The organism is Bradyrhizobium sp. LB11.1, from assembly GCF_040549385.1.
Taxonomy (GTDB): Bacteria; Pseudomonadota; Alphaproteobacteria; order Rhizobiales; family Xanthobacteraceae; genus Bradyrhizobium.
This window is the reverse complement of the sequence record NZ_JBEPTH010000001.1, coordinates 159,155-175,250: the sequence shown is the minus strand read 5'-3', so window position 1 is coordinate 175,250 and position 16,096 is coordinate 159,155. Positions and strand designations below refer to the sequence as shown.

Sequence of the window (16,096 nt, the reverse complement as noted above, 5' to 3'; positions counted from 1 at the left end):
AGCGATTTAGGAACTGGACAAGGCATGCTCGAGAAGCACAGCGAGAATGAGGTTCATGTCGACAAGGTCGAGCACGGACCTACGTCCTCGATCGCCTTCGGGCTGGAGCGCATCGGGCTGATTGCGGTCCGGGCGCCGATCGTCTCCTGCATCATCCTGCTGGTGCTGATCGTTGGCGCGGTGTTCGGCATCCACCGGATCAAGATCGACGATTCGCTGTCGCAGCTGTTTCGCTCCAACTCACGCGAATTCCACCAGTACGAAGAGGTGACGAAGAAGTTCCCGGCCGAGGAATTCGACGTCCTCGTCGTGGTCGAGGGCAAGACCCTGCTGGCGCGGAACAACCTCGAGAAGCTGCGCGACTTCGTTACCGACTTGCAGCTTGTCGACGGCACGCGCGGTCTGGTCTCGCTGTTCTCGGCGCGCCAGGCCCCCGCGCCGGGCAAGCTGCCGGCGGCGTTGTTCCCGGCTGAGCTGCCCGAGGGCGCGGCCTATGACCAGTTCATCGAGACCGTCAAAAATAACGAGATCATCCGCGGCAAGCTGTTGTCGGATGACGGCACGCTCGCGCTGATCGTGCTCTCGCTCGATCCGGAGGTGGTCGCCTCCAACAAGCTCACCAAGACCGTCGGCGATATCCGCGCGCTGATGAAGGAGGATCTCGGCGACACCGGGCTGAGTGTCCAGCTCTCCGGCGTGCCGGTGATGCAGCTCGAGATCCGCAACGCGGTCGAGCGCGACGGACTCACCTACAACATCCTCGGTATTCTCGCCGGCTGCATCATCGCCATCATCTTCTTCCGCAAGATCTCGTTCATGGTGGTGGCGGCATTCCCGCCGATGATCGCGATTCTGATCGCGCTCGGTGCGCTCGGCTGGGCCAATTTCAATCTCAACATGTTCCTGAACGTGATGACGCCGCTCATCATGGTGATCTCTTTCTCGGACTCGATGCAGCTCACCTTTGCCGCACGCGACCGGCTGATCGCGGGCCAGGACAAATTCACCGCATTCAAGAACGCGGTGCTGGTGGTGGGCCCGGCCTGCGTGCTGACGCACGGCACCGCCGGCATTTCCTTTATCGCGCTGCAGTTCTCCGACTCCGACCTGATCCGCAAATTCGGCGAGGCGGGGCTCGCTGCGACCATCATCGCGCTGGTCACGGTGCTGTCGCTGGTGCCGGTTTTCGGCGTCCTCTTCGTACGCAATGAGAAGCTCTTTGCGGTCAAGTTCCAGAGCGCGGATGCCGGCGTGCAGGCGCTGCGCAATTTCTGCTACTGGATCGCGGTGCGCATGGTCGGCAGGCCCGGCCTGTTCAGCCTGATCGCGCTGGTCTTCGTCGCCAGCCTCGGCGTGGTCTACGCCAATCTGGAGCCGCGCTACCGGCTCGCCGATCAGGTGCCGGACAAGCGGCAGGCGGTGGCCGCGAGCAACCGGCTCGACGCCAAGCTGACCGGCGCCAATCCGGTCAACGTCCTGATCACGTTCCCCAAGGGTGAAACGCTCTACTCGCCGGAGACGCTGCAAACCATCGCGGACGTGCACGCGACCGTGGAGAAGGCAGCCGGGGTGGGCAACGTCTGGTCGCTGGAGACGCTGCGCCGCTGGCTCGCGGAAAAGGCCGGCAGCGACGACGTCGCAACGCTCAAGGAATATGTCAACGTCATCCCCGAGCATCTGGTGCGGCGGTTCATCGACGCCCAGCAGGATGCAGTGCTCGTGGCCGGCCGCGTGCCGGACAAGGATTCCAGCCAGTTACTGCCGATTGTCGACAAGCTCGATGCCGAGCTTGACGCCGTCCGCAAGAAGCATCCCGGCTACGAGGTGGCGGTCACCGGTCTCGCTGCGATCGCCGCGCGCAACTCGGCTGGCATGATCGAGAAGCTGAACCGCGGGCTCACCGTCGAATTCGCGCTGGTCGCGCTCTTCATTGGCCTCGCCTTCCGCTCCTGGGTGGTGATGTTCGCCTGCATCCTGCCGGGTATTTTCCCGGTGGTGATGTCGGGAACTGTGCTGTGGGCCATGGGCGAGGGGCTGCAATTCGCCAGTGTCGTGGCGCTGACGGTCTCGTTCGGTCTAGGGCTCAGCGCGACAATCCACTTCCTCAACCGTCTGCGGCTGGAGAGCAGGCCCGGGGTCGGTTCGGCGCTCGCGGTGGAGCGTGCGACCGTGCTGGTCGGCCCGGCGCTGATCCTGACCACGGTGGTGCTGGCCTGCGGTCTCGTCGTCACCGTGTTCTCCGACCTGCCGTCGCTGCGGCTGTTCGGCTGGCTCGGCGCCTTCTCGATGGTGTCGGCGCTGGTTGCCGACCTCTTCATCCTGCGGCCGACGGCGATGTGGCTGATCAACCTGCACGCCAAGCTTCAGGGCCCCGACAAGCCGGCGATCTGAATCGATTGCGACGAGCGATCGACCCAATTCTGATCCAAGAAAAACCCCTGGCTTGCAAAAGCCAGGGGTTTGTTTTGATCTGAAGTCTTGGAAGCGAGAAGAACGATCAGCCCTTCGTCATCGTGATATTGACGCCGCGGATCTCGCCCTTGGACGAGATTTGCACCGTCTGCTTTGAGCCGTTGGTGCGCAGCGACAGGTTGGCGGCAAAGCCATTGGCCTCGACGAAGACCTCGATCTGGCCGCCGCCGGCGGTGCCCTGCAAATTGCCGAAGATGTTGCGGTTGGACTCGCTCCAATTGCCAGAGATCCGCTCGCCCTGGCTGGTCACGTCGCTGGTAAGGTCGAACTTGTAGCTGTCGGAGGCGCAGTGCAGTGCCTGCTTGAGGCTGAGGCCGGTGCCGGCGACCTTGTAGTCCGCCTTGCAGCGGATGTGCTCGGTGGAGCCGTCGGACAGCGACACCGTGCCGGTTCCGGCCCATGCCCCGTCGAAACCGGCGAACGGCCCGGACGACTGAGCGTGGCTTGCCGCAACTGAGAAGAGCAGGGCCGCACCAATGCCGGCCGCCTTGATCGCCAGTTCAGATCGCCCAAAGAATTTCATCATCAATATCCCGTTTCTGGAACGACGCCCGCTCATGGCAGGACATCTCGCCACATCGAAAGTTTAGTGTTTCGGGCCGGTGTCAGGTTCAAGAGGCTGCGCCAGGTTCAAAGCCCAACCTTCCAAAATGTCAGGCTCGCAAAGCGGTCTTGCCAAGGTCTGACCCCTGATTCCCTCTGTTTCTGGGTGTTTCTCGCCGAAAAGACGGATCTGGCAGATGCAGCTCTGCAACAGGTGCGCAGCAAAACGCCGCATGCCAGAATTATGACGTAGTATCAAACCCTTACATCTGCCAATGAAAACCGAGGGAAGACCTGATTTGGTAGGAGCGGCGCCAATTTGGCCGCATTTACCAGCGCTTGTGCCTTTCTCCGGTGCCGCTCTCTCCGCGGTAACTTGCCATCAGAACAATCCGTTCCTGTCGCCGCCCTGTGCTGTCCGGGATTGGTGCGATTCTGCCGTCAGAATGAAGGAATACAATGCGTAAGCTTCTCGTCGCTCTCACCTTGCTGTCGGCAACCCTGTCCACGGCCGCGTTCGCCCAGCAAGGGCGCGGCACGGACGCCGAGCAGAAGGCCTGCTCGCGCGATGTGCAGAAGTTCTGCCGTCCGGTTATCGACCAGGGCGATTTCACCGTCCTGGCCTGCCTCAAGGAGAACCGGGCCAAGATCTCGCAGGCCTGCGACCAGGTCCTCAAGAACCACAACCAGTAAGCTCGGCCACTGGCCCAAAAAGGCGGCCATCGGGCCGCCTTTTTCAGGCCGGATACGGAAGGGCTGCCATCGAGAGACAGGATTGGTTTTGCGGCCGTATTCCCCTATATGGGGGCCGCGGCAGCACCGCCGGCGTGAGCCCGGGCGGCCGAAAAAGCCCTTCTTGTCCAAACGATTGTTGATCAGCCCTCGATGACCTCTGCGAGCGAATTACGATCCGGCAAGGGTGAGCGCGACGAGAACTTTCCCGTCGCGTCCTGGATCATTCATCCGCGTCATCGCGCGCTGATCCTGGCGTATTACAATTTCGTCCGCACCGCCGACGACATCGCCGACCACGCGACGCTGCCACCCGACCAGAAGCTTGCCTATCTCGATCTGCTCGAGGCGGAACTGCTCGGCAAGGGCGATACCCAGGCCGAAGCGGTCGCCTTGCGGCGCGCGCTCGACGAACGCGGTATGGCGCCGCGCCACGCGCTCGACGTGCTCATCGCGTTCCGCATGGACGTGACCAAGCTGCGCTACGAGAATTGGGACGAGGTCATCCACTATTGCCGCTATTCGGCGATGCCGGTCGGCCGCTTCATGCTCGACGTCCATGGCGAGAGCACCTCGACCTGGGCTGCGTCCGATGCGCTCTGCGCGGGCCTCCAGATCAATAACCACCTTCAGGATTGCGGCAAGGATTTCCGCGAGCTCAACCGGGTCTATCTGCCGCGCGATGCGCTGGCTGCAAGCGGCGCTTCGGTCGAGCAACTCGGGCTTGCGCAGTCGCCGCCGGCGATGCTGTCCTGCCTGCAGGCGCTCGCGGTGCGCAACGAGGCACTGCTCAACGAGGGCAGGTCGCTCAGCGCGGAGATCAGGGATTTCCGTCTCGGCGTCGACGTCTCGGTGATCCAGGCTTATGCCGATCGCATCGTGCGCCTCCTGAAGGTGCGCGATCCACTGCGCGAGCGCGTGCATCTGAACAAGCTTGAACTGCTCACCTTCAGCCTCGCCGGGATGATCGGCGAAGCCGGCCGCCGTGCGATCGGCCGCAAGGCCATCTCGAATCCGGGGACTGCACATGACGCTTGAGGCGACCGCGCCCAGCGCCAATTATGGCTCGTCCGCATCCGGCAGCTCGTTCTATGCCGCGATGCGCATTCTGCCGCGCGACCAGCGCGAGGCGATGTTCCAGATCTACAGCTTCTGCCGCCAGGTCGACGACATCGCCGATTCCAACGGCCCGCGCGATGAGCGGCTCGCCGCGCTTCAGGAGTGGCGCAACGATATCGATGCGCTCTACCAGGGCAATCCGCCGCCGCGGCTTGCCGACTACGTCACCTCGGTGAAGACCTTCGGGCTGAAGCGCGAGGATTTCCTCGCCATCGTCGATGGCATGGAGATGGACGTGCCGCAGGACATCCGCGCGCCCGACATGGCGACGCTGGATCTCTACTGCGACCGGGTCGCCAGCGCCGTCGGGCGGCTGTCGGTGCGGGTGTTCGGCCTGCCGGAAGAGGACGGCATCGAGCTTGCTCATCACCTCGGTCGCGCGCTCCAGCTTACCAATATCCTGCGCGACCTCGACGAGGACGCAGGCCTCGGCCGGCTCTATCTGCCGCGCGAGGCGCTGCTGCACGCCGGCATCACCTCCAGCGATCCGAACCGCGTCATCGTCGAGCGTGCGCTGCCAAAGGTCTGCCTGCCGCTGGCGCAGCGTGCAAAGGTGTATTTCGAGAAGTCGGACGAGATCATGAACCGCAACAAGCGCCGCGCCGTGCGCGCGCCGCGGATGATGTCGAAATACTATCATGCCATTCTGGACCTCCTGATCGCGCGCGGCTTCAACGCGCCGCGCGAGCCGGTGCGTGTGTCGAAGGTCACACGCTTCGCGATCCTGCTCCGCTACGCTCTCATCTGATGCAAAACACAGCTCACATCATCGGCGCCGGAATTTCCGGCCTCTCCGCCGCCGTGCGGCTCGCCAATGCCGGCTTCAAGGTCGCTGTGCACGAGGCGACGCACCAGGCTGGCGGCCGCTGCCGTTCCTATTTCGACGGCGCCACCAATCTCATGATCGACAACGGCAATCATCTGCTGCTGTCCGGCAATAGCCATGCGCGCGCCTATGCGCGCTCGATCGGCACCGAAGCGGGCCTCGTCGGCCCCGAGAGCGCGCAGTTTCCCTTCGTCGATATCAAGACCGGGCAGCGCTGGCAGATCGATCTCGGCGCCGGCCGGCTGCCGACCTGGGTGCTCGACGAGAGCCGCCGGGTGCCCGACACCGGGCTTACGGATTATCTCAAACTGGCGCCGCTGATCTGGGCGTCGGAACAGACGCTGGTCGGCAAGTCGATTCCCTGCGAAGGCATTCTCTATCAGCGTCTGGTGCAGCCTTTGCTGCTCGCAGCACTCAACGTCGATCCGCCCGAAGGATCGGCCGGGCTTGCCGGCGCGATCGTGCGCGAGACGCTGCTTGCGGGCGGGCAGGCCTGCCGTCCGCTGATCGCGCGCGATGGCTTGAGCGACGTGCTGATCGAACCCGCCGTCAAATTCCTGCAGGAGCGCGGTCACTCCGTTCAGCTCGGCCATGAGCTGCGCTCCCTCGTCAGCAGCGACGGCAAGGTCAGCGCGCTGAATTTCGGCGGCGAAGATGTGATCCAGCTTGGTGCGGGCGATGTGATCGTGATGGCGGTGCCCCCGCGCGCGGCGACGAGCCTGCTGCCGGGCCTGACAGCGCCGACCGAGTTCCGCGCCATCGTGAATGCGCATTTCCGCTTTGAGCCGCCACCGGGTTCGGCGCCGATCCTGGGCGTGATCGGCGGCGTCGTGGAATGGCTGTTCGCGTTCCCGAACCGGCTGTCCGTCACCATCAGCAATGGCGACCGCCTCGTCGACATGCCGCGCGAGGAACTCGCGCAGGCGATCTGGAGCGACGTCTGCAAGGCGGGCGGTGTCTCCGGCGAGCTGCCACCTTGGCAGATCGTGCGTGAACGCCGTGCCACATTTGCGGCGACGCCGGCGCAGAATGCCCTGCGTCCGGGGCCGGTCACCGCGCTGAAAAACCTGTTCCTTGCCGGCGATTGGACTGCTACGGGATTGCCCGCAACGATCGAGGGATCGGTCCGGTCCGGTGATCGCGCCGCAGATCTGGTTTTGGCCGCCAAGAAAACCTGACGAGCGGCCCTGACGGGCAATGTCCCCGTCACTTTCGGTCGACTATCGGAGCAATCGAGCGACATGGATTCGGTGAACGCGACCAGCCGCGAAGCTTTGGAATCGAGCATTGCGTCGGCGACGCAAGGCGTCATCGGCTTGCAGCAATCCGACGGCCATTGGGTGTTCGAGCTCGAGGCCGACTGTACGATTCCGGCCGAATACGTCCTGCTGCGCCACTATCTCGCAGAACCCGTCGACACGGCGCTCGAAGCCAAGATCGGCAACTATCTGCGTCGTATCCAGGGTGCCCACGGCGGCTGGCCGCTGGTGCATGACGGTGAGTTCGACATGAGCGCCAGCGTGAAGGCCTACTTCGCGCTGAAGATGATCGGCGATTCCGTGGACGCGCCGCACATGGCGCGCGCGCGCGAGGCGATTCACGCGCGCGGTGGTGCGGTCAACAGCAACGTCTTCACCCGCTTCCTGCTTGCGACGTTCGGCGTGGTGACCTGGCGCGCGGTGCCGGTGCTGCCGATCGAGATCGTGCTGCTGCCGTTCTGGTCGCCGTTCCATCTCAACAAGATCTCCTACTGGGCGCGCACCACCATGGTGCCGTTGATGGTCATCGCCGCGCTGAAGCCGCTGGCGCGGAATCCGAAGGGCGTCGGCATCGACGAATTGTTCCTCCAGGATCCGCGCTCGATCGGTATGACCGCGAAGGCGCCGCACCAGAGCATGGCCTGGTTCCTGCTGTTCCGCGCGCTCGACGGTATCTTGCGCGTGGTCGAGCCCATGTTTCCGAAGAGCCTGCGTCAGCGCGCGATCGATGCCGCGCTCGCCTTTACCGAGGAGCGGCTCAACGGCGAGGACGGCATGGGCGCGATCTATCCGCCCATGGCCAACATCGTCATGATGTATGACGCGCTCGGCAAGGACGAGAATTTTCCGCCGCGTGCGATCACGCGCCGGGGCATCGACAAGCTGCTGGTGATCCACGACGACGAGGCCTACTGCCAGCCTTGCGTCTCGCCGGTGTGGGACACGACGCTGACGGCGCATGCTTTGCTTGAGGCCGGCGGTGACACAGCCGTGCCTGCGGCCAAGCAGGGGCTCGACTGGCTGATCCCGAAGCAGGAGCTCGAGGTCAAGGGCGACTGGGCGGTGAAGCGGCCCGACGTGCGTCCGGGCGGCTGGGCGTTCCAGTACAACAATGCCCATTATCCCGATCTCGACGACACCGCTGTCGTGGTGATGTCGATGGACCGCATGCGCCGGGAACACGGTGCGACCGGCTATGATTCCGCGATCGACCGGGCCCGGGAGTGGATCGAGGGCATGCAGAGTGACGACGGCGGCTGGGCGGCCTTCGACGTCAACAACCTCGAATATTACTTGAACAACATCCCGTTCTCCGATCACGGCGCGCTGCTCGATCCGCCGACCGAGGACGTCACCGCCCGATGCATCTCGATGCTGGCCCAGCTCGGCGAGACCGAGACGACCAGCAAGCACGTCGCCGATGGGATCGCCTATCTCAGGAGGACCCAGCACCCGGAGGGGTCCTGGTACGGCCGCTGGGGCATGAACTTCATCTATGGAACCTGGTCGGTTGTCTGTGCCCTGAATATGGCCAGGGTCAGCCACAGCGACCCCATGATGCGCAAGGCAGCCGCCTGGCTGGCCTCGATACAGAACAAGGACGGTGGCTGGGGCGAGGACGCCGTTAGCTACCGGCTGGACTACAAGGGCTGGGAACCCGCCCCCTCGACCGCCTCGCAAACGGCATGGGCCTTGCTTGCTCTGATGGCTGCTGGCGAGGTTGATCACCCGGCCGTCGCCCGCGGGATGGAGTACCTGATTGCAACACAGAACGAAAAAGGACTATGGGACGAGAGCCGCTACACCGCCACAGGCTTTCCCCGCGTGTTCTATCTGCGGTATCATGGTTACCCGAAGTTCTTCCCGCTATGGGCGCTGGCGCGGTATCGGAACTTGCGGAGCACCAACAGCAGGGTGGTAGGGGTCGGAATGTGACTTTGGGGATGGGGGACTATCTTACCGTGGGCAATACAATTGATCCGCGGCCGGTTTTGATCGTGACCGGATTGGTCCAGGAGGCCCGCATTGCTGCTGGGCCCGGGATGGCGGTCATTTGCTCGTCCAGCAGCCCGACCCAGTTGCGCGCGCTCCTGACGGTGGTCGATCCCGAGACGATTCGCGGTGTGATCTCATTCGGCGTCGCCGGCGGGCTCGACCCGACGCTGCGCTCCGGCGATGTCGTCGTGGCGACCGAGGTGCTCGCGGGCGACGCCCGCTGGGCCGCTGGCCTGTCGCTCAGTGACGACCTCATCGACAAGCTGACCTCGGGCCGCCGCCGGGTCGTCCGCGGCAGCCTTGCCGGCGCCGAGGAAGTGGTCACCGGCAGCACCTCGAAGGCGGCGCTGCATTCGGAGACCGGCGCTTCCGCCGTCGACATGGAAAGCCACATCGCGGCCGCCTACGCCGCCGAGGCCGGCTTGCCGTTCGCGGCGGTCCGCGTCATCAGCGACCCCGCCCACCGCGCGCTGCCGGCACTCGCCCGCGCCGCGATCAAGCCGAACGGCCAGATCGATCTCGGCGCCGTCCTCCGCGGCATCGTGCGCAATCCCGCGACGCTGCATGCGCTGGTCTCGACCGGCATCGACTTCAACCGCGCGCTGCGCAGCTTGCGCGGCTGCCGCGATTTTCTGATCGGGACGGAGCTGCTGGAGAGCGAGACGCTGGTGTCCAAGGCGGCTTGAGCGGAAGCTTCGCGCTCACAAAGAAAAGGCCCGGTCGCCATTGGCGATCGGGCCTTTTCATTTGAATTGCGCAGTTGTCTTCACACGCGAGTCGCATTCACTCGATGTGTGCTCTCAGCACCGTCACCGCCAACGAATGGCTTGAATGTGAGACCGACCGCCCGCGTCTATCTTACGTTCGTCTTACATCAAGAAGGTCAGGCCAATGGCCAGCGCGGAAAAGCTTACCACCACCGTTTCCACCAAGGGGCAGGTCATCCTGCCGAGCGCCATTCGCCAACGGCGCGAATGGAGGGCGGGAACGCGGCTCACGGTTGAGGACACCCCGGAGGGCGTGCTGTTGAAGCCGGCGCCGGCCTTTGCCGAGACACGGCCGGAGGACGTGTTCGGCGTCTTGGCCCACCGGGGCAAGCCGAAAACGCCGGAAGAGATGGACGCAAGCGTGCTCGCCGAAGCCAGGCGGCGGCATGATCGCGATTGATACCAACCTGATCGTCCGCTACCTGACCGGGGGCCACGCCACACAATCCGTACGTGCCCGCGCCTTGATCGACGGCGAGAAAGTCTTCGCCGCTATCACGGTGCTCCTCGAAGTCGAATGGGTGCTGCGAAGCGCGTACGAGTATCAGGCTTCGGACGTCGTGCGTGCGCTTCGCGTCTTCGCGGGGCTTCCGACTGTCACGGTCGAAGACGGCTCGATGGTTGCGGCGGCGCTCGACCTTGCCGAGAAGGGAATGGATTTCGCGGATGCTCTGCATCTGACAAGATCCGGACATTGCGAGGGCTTCTTCACTTTCGATCGCAAGCTCGTCAAAACGGCGAAAGCGGCTGGCCATGCGGGGGTGCGCGAAGCACGGTAATCGCGGCGAAACCTAAACGGCCCGACAGGACTGAAATGGCCTCCGGATCGCCCTTCCCAACGCTGAGCTGAAGAAAACAAAAAGCAGGGTCGCCATTGGCGACCGGGCCTTTTTGCTCGTGGTGATGTGCGCGTTTACGCGGCGGTCGAGGCCTTCCGTGCGGCCTTCTCCTGCGCGGCGGCGGCTTCGTCGCGGCGGATGTCCGAGAGCTTCTTCTCGACCTGCTCCGCGAAGATGTACTGCGCCGGGCGCTGCTTCGACATGTCGATCTCCGGCGCCATCGGACCGGAGGTCTTGATACCGCGCAGCGACACCCACATCGCCTTGATCGGGTTGTTGAGAGCGGCGGTCGCCGCCGTCGGCTCGTAGCCGCAATGGGCCATACAGTCGGCGCACTTCTCGTACTTGCCGGTGCCGTAGGTCTCCCAGTCGGTGGTGTCCATCAGCTCCTTGAAGGTTTTCGCGTAGCCTTCACCGAGCAGATAGCAGGGCTTCTGCCAACCGAAGATGTTGCGCGCGGGCATGCCCCACGGCGTGCACTCGTATTCCTGGTTGCCGGCGAGGAAGTCCAGGAACAGGCCGGAATGCATGAAGTTCCACTTCTTGCCCTTGCCCATCGCAAAGACGTCGCGGAACAGCTTCTTGGTCTTGGTGCGGTTGAGGAAGTGCGCCTGGTCCGGTGCGCGTTCGTAGGCGTAGCCGGGCGACATCGAGACGCCGACGCCGAGCTCGACGGTGAGGTCGAGGAATTTCGCGATCTCTTCGGCCGGATGGCCGTCGAAGATGGTGGCGTTGACGTTGACGGTGAAGCCGCGCGCCTTCGCCGCCTTGATCGCGGACACGGCACGGTCGAACACGCCCTTCTGCGACACGGCCTTGTCGTGATGGTCCTTCAGGCCGTCGAGATGCACGGAGAAGAACAAATAGGGCGAGGGCTCGAACAGGTCGAGCTTCTTCTCGAGCAGCAGCGCGTTCGTGCAGAGCGAGACGAACTTCTTGCGCGCGACGAGGCCGCGCACGATCTCGCCGATCTCCTTGTGGATCAGCGGCTCGCCGCCGGGAATCGCCACCATCGGCGCGCCGCACTCGTCAGCAGCGTCCCAGCACTCCTGTGCGGTCATGCGGCGGTTGAGGATCGCATCCGGATAGTCGATCTTGCCGCAGCCGACGCAGGCCAGGTTGCAGCGGAACAGCGGCTCCAGCATCAGAACCAGAGGATAGCGTTTGCGGCCAAGCATCTTCTGCTTGAGCAAATAGCCGCCGATACGCATTTCCTTGAAGAAGGGGATTGCCATTATACGTTTCTTTCTGGGCTTGAAATTCAGGTAGGTCAGCTCGCAGCCAGTTGGGCCGGAAGCCTGAATTCGATGTTTTCCTCGCGGTCCGTGAGCACCGAGACCGTCACCGGTCCGATCGGCCGCAGCGCTTCGATCACGTCATCCACCAACACCTCGGGCGCCAAGGCGCCCGCCGTGAGGCCGACGGTTCTGGCACCATTCAACCACTCCGGATTGAGTTCGCGGCCGTCGGCGATCAAATAACCCACAATACCGGCCTCAGTGCCGATTTCGCGGAGCCGGTTCGAGCTATCGGGAGCGCCCACCACCAAGATCACGTCGACCAGCTTGCTCAAGTCCCTTACCGCAGATTGGCGGCTTTGTGTCGCATAGCAGATATCCCGGATGTTTGGGCCTTGAATATCTGTAAATTTAGCTTGATGAGCCTCGATAATGTCCCTGTCGTCGACTGACGACGTGATCCGGGTGATGTAGGCCATTGGCGCATCCGCCGCCACCGTCTGCGCATGGGCCTCTTCCACGCTCCGGACCACCAGGACGGGAACCTGGCCGATCGCTAGATATACTTCCATTGGACGCCAATCACGCAAATCGCTCCAATCCGCTCAATTGCCCCCTACGGCCAAAGTTGCAATATCCGCACCATTGGTTCGCGACGGCGGAAACTGCCTATCCATGTGGGCTGCGGCGCATGCAGGCACAGCACTTTGTGTCAAAAAACCGGCGATAGGAAAAGGTGGAACGAGCCCAGCGCCCTCAGCAGGATCGCTTCAGGGTACTATAATACTTCTTTGTCCGCGGGCAAATTGGCGACATTTGTGCTCACCCCTTCGTCACTTTACCGCCTCAACTCCACGGCTATACCGGCCGCTCCGCATGTTTTTGCCATGGTCCCCCGCCGTTTACTTCGAACCCGGTTCCCGCGAGAGCCACACAAACAGCAATAGGTTTCGCCCGGGAACTCCGATAAACAGCCGGCGTTTCCGGCAGGCTGTTAACACTAGAAAGAAAAGAAGTGCTGCAGAGCGTAGTCGTTGCCATCGTCAGGGCCTGTACCCGGTTTGCTCCCCTCGTCGTCGTTCTCGGGCTCCTGCTGGCAGTGGGGGCGGGCTATTACACGTCCAAGCACTTCGCCATCAACACCGACATCAATTCGCTGATTGCCCAGAATCTGGACTGGCGCCAGCGCGACCAGCAGTTCGACCGCGCGTTCGACCGCGACGCGACGATTCTCGCGGTGGTCGAGGCCAGGACGCCGGAGATGGCGACCGCAGCCGCGGACGCGCTGTTTGCCAAGTTGAAGGACAACAAGACCGAATTCCAGTCGATGCAGCAGCTCGGCACCGGCGAGTTCTTCGAGAAGAATGGCCTGTTGTTCCTGCCGACGGAGGAAGTCGGCAAGATCACCGGCCAGTTCGAATCCGCAGCGCCCCTGATCGAGATCATGGCCGGCGATCCGTCGATCCGCGGCCTGACCGGCGCGCTGGAGACGGGGCTCGCCGGCGTCAAGCGCGGCCAGGTCAAGCTCGACAGCACCGATCGGCCGTTCAACCAGATCGCAGAGACCGTCGAGGCCGTGCTCAACAAGCACAATGCGATCTTCTCCTGGCGCGAGCTCGTCAGCGACAAGCCGCTGGAGGATTCGGACAAGCGAGCCTTCATTGAGTTCAAGCCGATCCTTGATTACAACGCGCTGGAGCCCGGCAAGGGCGCAACCGACGCGATCCGCAAGGCCGCGGTCGATCTCGATTTTGCGACAAAGTATCAGGCGCGGGTACGGCTGACAGGCCCGGTCCCGATCGCCAACGAGGAATACGCCACCGTCCAGGAAGGCGCTGTCGTCAACGGCATCGGCACGGTGCTCGTCGTGCTCCTGATCCTGTGGCTTGCGCTGCACTCCTCGAAGATCATCTTCGCGGTGTTCGTCAACCTCTTCGTCGGTCTTGCGCTGACGACCGCCGCCGGCCTGATGATGGTCGGCTCGTTCAATTTGCTGTCGATCGCGTTCGCCGTGCTGTTCGTGGGACTGGGCGTCGATTTCGGCATTCAGTACAGCGTCCGCTATCGCTCGGAGCGCTACAAGCACGACAATCTCTCCGGCGCGCTCGTGCTCGCGGCGAAGCGCTCTGCGGTGCCGCTGTCGCTGGCGGCGATGGCGACCGCCGCCGGCTTCCTCTGTTTTCTGCCGACCGACTACAAGGGCATCTCCGAGCTCGGCCAGATCGCCGGCGTTGGCATGCTGGTGGCGTTCGTCTCCAGCATCACCATACTGCCCGCGATGCTGAAACTGCTGAATCCGCCCGGCGAAATGGAGCCGGTCGGCTATGCCTTTCTGGCGCCGCTCGACTACTTCCTGGAGAAGCACCGTGTGCTGGTTGTGGGCGGCACGTTGCTGCTGGCGATCGCCGGCCTGCCGCTGCTCTACTTCCTGAAGTTCGACTTCAACCCCATGAACCTGCGCAATCCGAAGGCCGAATCGATCGCGACCTTCCTCGACCTGCGCAAGGACCCGAACACCGGCGCCAATGCCATCAACGTGATGACCAGGTCGGAAGAGCAGGCGAAACAGGTCGAGGCCAGGCTGGAGAAGGTGCCGGAAGTGCTGCGGGTGATGTCACTCGACAGCTTTGTGCCGGAGGACCAGCAGCCGAAGCTGAAGCTGATCGCACAGGGCGCCAAGATCCTGAACCCGGCGCTCAACCCGGACCAGGTCGACGCGGCGCCGTCGGACCAGGAGAACGTCGAGTCGCTGAAATCCTCGGTCGACAATCTGCGCCGGACCGCCGGTGACGCCAAGGGCTCGGGCGCGGTTGCCTCACGCCGGCTCGCGGACGCGCTCGAGAAGCTCGCCAATTCGGATGAGGCGACCCGCAACAAGGCGCAGGACGTGTTCGTCGCGCCGATGAAGATCGTGTTCGACCAGCTCAGGAACGCGATGCAGGCCGAGCCGGTCACCCTGAAATCATTGCCGCCTGATCTCGTGAACGCCTGGAAGAGCAAGGATGGAATCATCCGCGTCGAAGCTCAGCCGAAGGGCGATCCCAACGACAACGATACGCTGCGCAAGTTCGCGGCAGCCGTGCTCGCGGCCGAGCCGACCGCCATCGGCGGGCCGGTCTCGATCCTGAAATCCGGCGACACCGTGGTGAACGCATTCATTCATGCCGGCATCTATGCGTTGCTTGTGATTGGCCTGTTGCTGTGGATCACGTTGCGCCGAATCGTCGACGTGTTGATGACGCTGGTGCCGCTTCTGGTTGCGGGCGCGGTGACGCTGGAGATCTGCGTGTTGGTCGGCCTGCCGCTCAACTTCGCCAATATCGTCGCGTTCCCGCTGCTGCTCGGCGTCGGCGTCGCGTTCAAGATCTATTATGTCGTGGCATGGCGGTCCGGCAGGACAAACCTGCTTCAGACCAGCCTGACGCGCGCGATCTTTTTCAGCGCGCTGACGACGGCGACCGCATTCGGCAGCCTGTGGCTGTCGAGCCATCCGGGCACGTCCAGCATGGGCAAGCTGCTCGCACTTTCGCTGGTGACGACGCTTGCCGCTGTGCTGTTGTTTCAGCCCGCCCTAATGGGCAAACCCCGCAATCTCAGGGAGTAGACAGATGTCGCCGATGGGATCGGCGGCACCTTTCTGACCGGGCTTGGCTGCAGCGGCGCTCTTCGGAGCCGCCGTCGTCGGCGCTGCGGCACCTGGGGCCGGCGCGGCCTTGGGCGCCGCTCCGGTGGTCTTGGGCGCACCCTTGGCCATGGCGTTGGCGGTGCTCAAGGGGATCGGCGGACCGACACGGGTCCAGGTCTCTCCGCCGCACAGGAAGCCCAACACGCAGCCCTTGATCTCGAGCTGGTCGGTGCCGACAGGCGTGATGGTCGCACTATACATCTGACCATCTTTGGCGTTGTAGACCTGACCTTCCCACTGCTCGGCGCCAGCGGTCTTCTTCATATTGATCAGGGTCGGCATGCCCAGTGTCGGCCTGTTCTTTTTTGAGGCATCCGGGTTGTTCTCGTCGCGGCCTCCGGGCTGCTTTTCCCAGGAAACCGCGCCCCACATGCTGCCATTGCATTGGGCGACGCGGATATTGGCAACGCCGTCGGCGACCCGCCAGTCGCCCGTGGGATCGGCGGCGAGCGCCGGCGTCAGGCCGGCGAAACCGCCTGCCAGTATTATTCCGGTGTAAATGGCCAAACGCATATGTGTTCCTCGGCAGTGCAACATGGTCTAAAGCTGTGCTTGCGAAGATGGTCCGAAAAAGGGCAAAAGGCCGCACAGACCCTTTTCTGTCTGCTGACCGTTTTCAGT

The 16,096-nt window shown here is 63.5% G+C and carries 13 protein-coding genes and 1 pseudogene; 10 read left to right on the top strand and 4 right to left on the bottom strand.

Annotation, left to right across the window (positions count from 1 at the left end; genetic code table 11):
• Positions 1-24 precede the first annotated feature (24 nt).
• Positions 25-2,391 (top strand): efflux RND transporter permease subunit, encoded by a 2,367-nt coding sequence (locus ABIA96_RS00780; RefSeq protein WP_354135108.1) that lies wholly within the window; start codon positions 25-27, stop codon positions 2,389-2,391.
• A gap of 106 nt (positions 2,392-2,497) precedes the next feature.
• On the opposite strand, the gene ABIA96_RS00775 is transcribed toward ABIA96_RS00780, so the two are convergent.
• Positions 2,498-2,995 (bottom strand): hypothetical protein, encoded by a 498-nt coding sequence (locus tag ABIA96_RS00775; protein ID WP_354135693.1) that lies wholly within the window; start codon positions 2,993-2,995, stop codon positions 2,498-2,500.
• 479 nt (positions 2,996-3,474) lie between these two features.
• Between ABIA96_RS00775 and ABIA96_RS00770 the strand changes: the two genes are divergently transcribed.
• From ABIA96_RS00770 to ABIA96_RS00735, 8 genes are all read left to right on the top strand, one after another.
• Positions 3,475-3,708 (top strand): hypothetical protein, encoded by a 234-nt coding sequence (locus tag ABIA96_RS00770; RefSeq protein ID WP_354135107.1) that lies wholly within the window; start codon positions 3,475-3,477, stop codon positions 3,706-3,708.
• Between the two features lie 192 nt (positions 3,709-3,900).
• The gene (gene hpnC / locus ABIA96_RS00765; protein WP_354135106.1) at positions 3,901-4,785 is read left to right on the top strand and encodes a squalene synthase HpnC; all 885 of its coding nucleotides are present in this window, start codon (positions 3,901-3,903) and stop codon (positions 4,783-4,785) included.
• On the top strand, positions 4,775-5,614 hold the full coding sequence (gene hpnD / locus ABIA96_RS00760; RefSeq protein ID WP_354135105.1) for a presqualene diphosphate synthase HpnD: 840 nt from the start codon (positions 4,775-4,777) through the stop codon (positions 5,612-5,614). The genes hpnC and hpnD overlap by 11 nt, the downstream gene beginning before the upstream one ends.
• Positions 5,614-6,870 (top strand): hydroxysqualene dehydroxylase HpnE, encoded by a 1,257-nt coding sequence (gene hpnE, locus ABIA96_RS00755; protein WP_354135104.1) that lies wholly within the window; start codon positions 5,614-5,616, stop codon positions 6,868-6,870. Before hpnD ends, hpnE begins: the two co-directional genes overlap by 1 nt.
• Positions 6,871-6,933: 63 nt before the next feature.
• The gene (shc, locus tag ABIA96_RS00750; protein ID WP_354135103.1) at positions 6,934-8,886 is read left to right on the top strand and encodes a squalene--hopene cyclase; all 1,953 of its coding nucleotides are present in this window, start codon (positions 6,934-6,936) and stop codon (positions 8,884-8,886) included.
• Positions 8,820-9,632 carry a phosphorylase gene (locus ABIA96_RS00745; protein WP_354135102.1) on the top strand — a complete coding sequence of 271 codons (813 nt, stop codon included), beginning with the start codon at positions 8,820-8,822 and terminating at the stop codon, positions 9,630-9,632. The genes shc and ABIA96_RS00745 overlap by 67 nt, the downstream gene beginning before the upstream one ends.
• A 205-nt stretch (positions 9,633-9,837) precedes the next feature.
• On the top strand, positions 9,838-10,113 hold the full coding sequence (locus ABIA96_RS00740) for an AbrB/MazE/SpoVT family DNA-binding domain-containing protein (RefSeq protein WP_354135101.1): 276 nt from the start codon (positions 9,838-9,840) through the stop codon (positions 10,111-10,113).
• Positions 10,100-10,492: a type II toxin-antitoxin system VapC family toxin gene (locus tag ABIA96_RS00735; protein WP_354135100.1), complete on the top strand. Its 393-nt coding sequence runs from the start codon at positions 10,100-10,102 to the stop codon at positions 10,490-10,492. Before ABIA96_RS00740 ends, ABIA96_RS00735 begins: the two co-directional genes overlap by 14 nt.
• A 134-nt stretch (positions 10,493-10,626) precedes the next feature.
• On the opposite strand, the gene hpnH is transcribed toward ABIA96_RS00735, so the two are convergent.
• The gene (gene hpnH, locus ABIA96_RS00730; protein WP_354135099.1) at positions 10,627-11,787 is read right to left on the bottom strand and encodes an adenosyl-hopene transferase HpnH; all 1,161 of its coding nucleotides are present in this window, start codon (positions 11,785-11,787) and stop codon (positions 10,627-10,629) included.
• A 35-nt stretch (positions 11,788-11,822) separates the two neighbouring features.
• Positions 11,823-12,359: pseudogene (locus tag ABIA96_RS00725) on the bottom strand (4-hydroxy-3-methylbut-2-enyl diphosphate reductase); the annotation flags it as partial.
• 446 nt (positions 12,360-12,805) lie between these two features.
• Between ABIA96_RS00725 and hpnN the strand changes: the two are divergent.
• A complete protein-coding gene (hpnN, locus tag ABIA96_RS00720) occupies positions 12,806-15,394 on the top strand; it encodes a hopanoid transporter HpnN (protein ID WP_354135098.1) in 2,589 nt (862 codons plus the stop codon).
• Here hpnN and ABIA96_RS00715 read toward each other — a convergent pair.
• Positions 15,362-15,988, bottom strand: a complete 627-nt coding sequence (locus tag ABIA96_RS00715) for a DUF2147 domain-containing protein (RefSeq protein WP_354135097.1) — start codon at positions 15,986-15,988, stop codon at positions 15,362-15,364. The genes hpnN and ABIA96_RS00715 overlap by 33 nt on opposite strands.
• Positions 15,989-16,096: the final 108 nt, after the last annotated feature.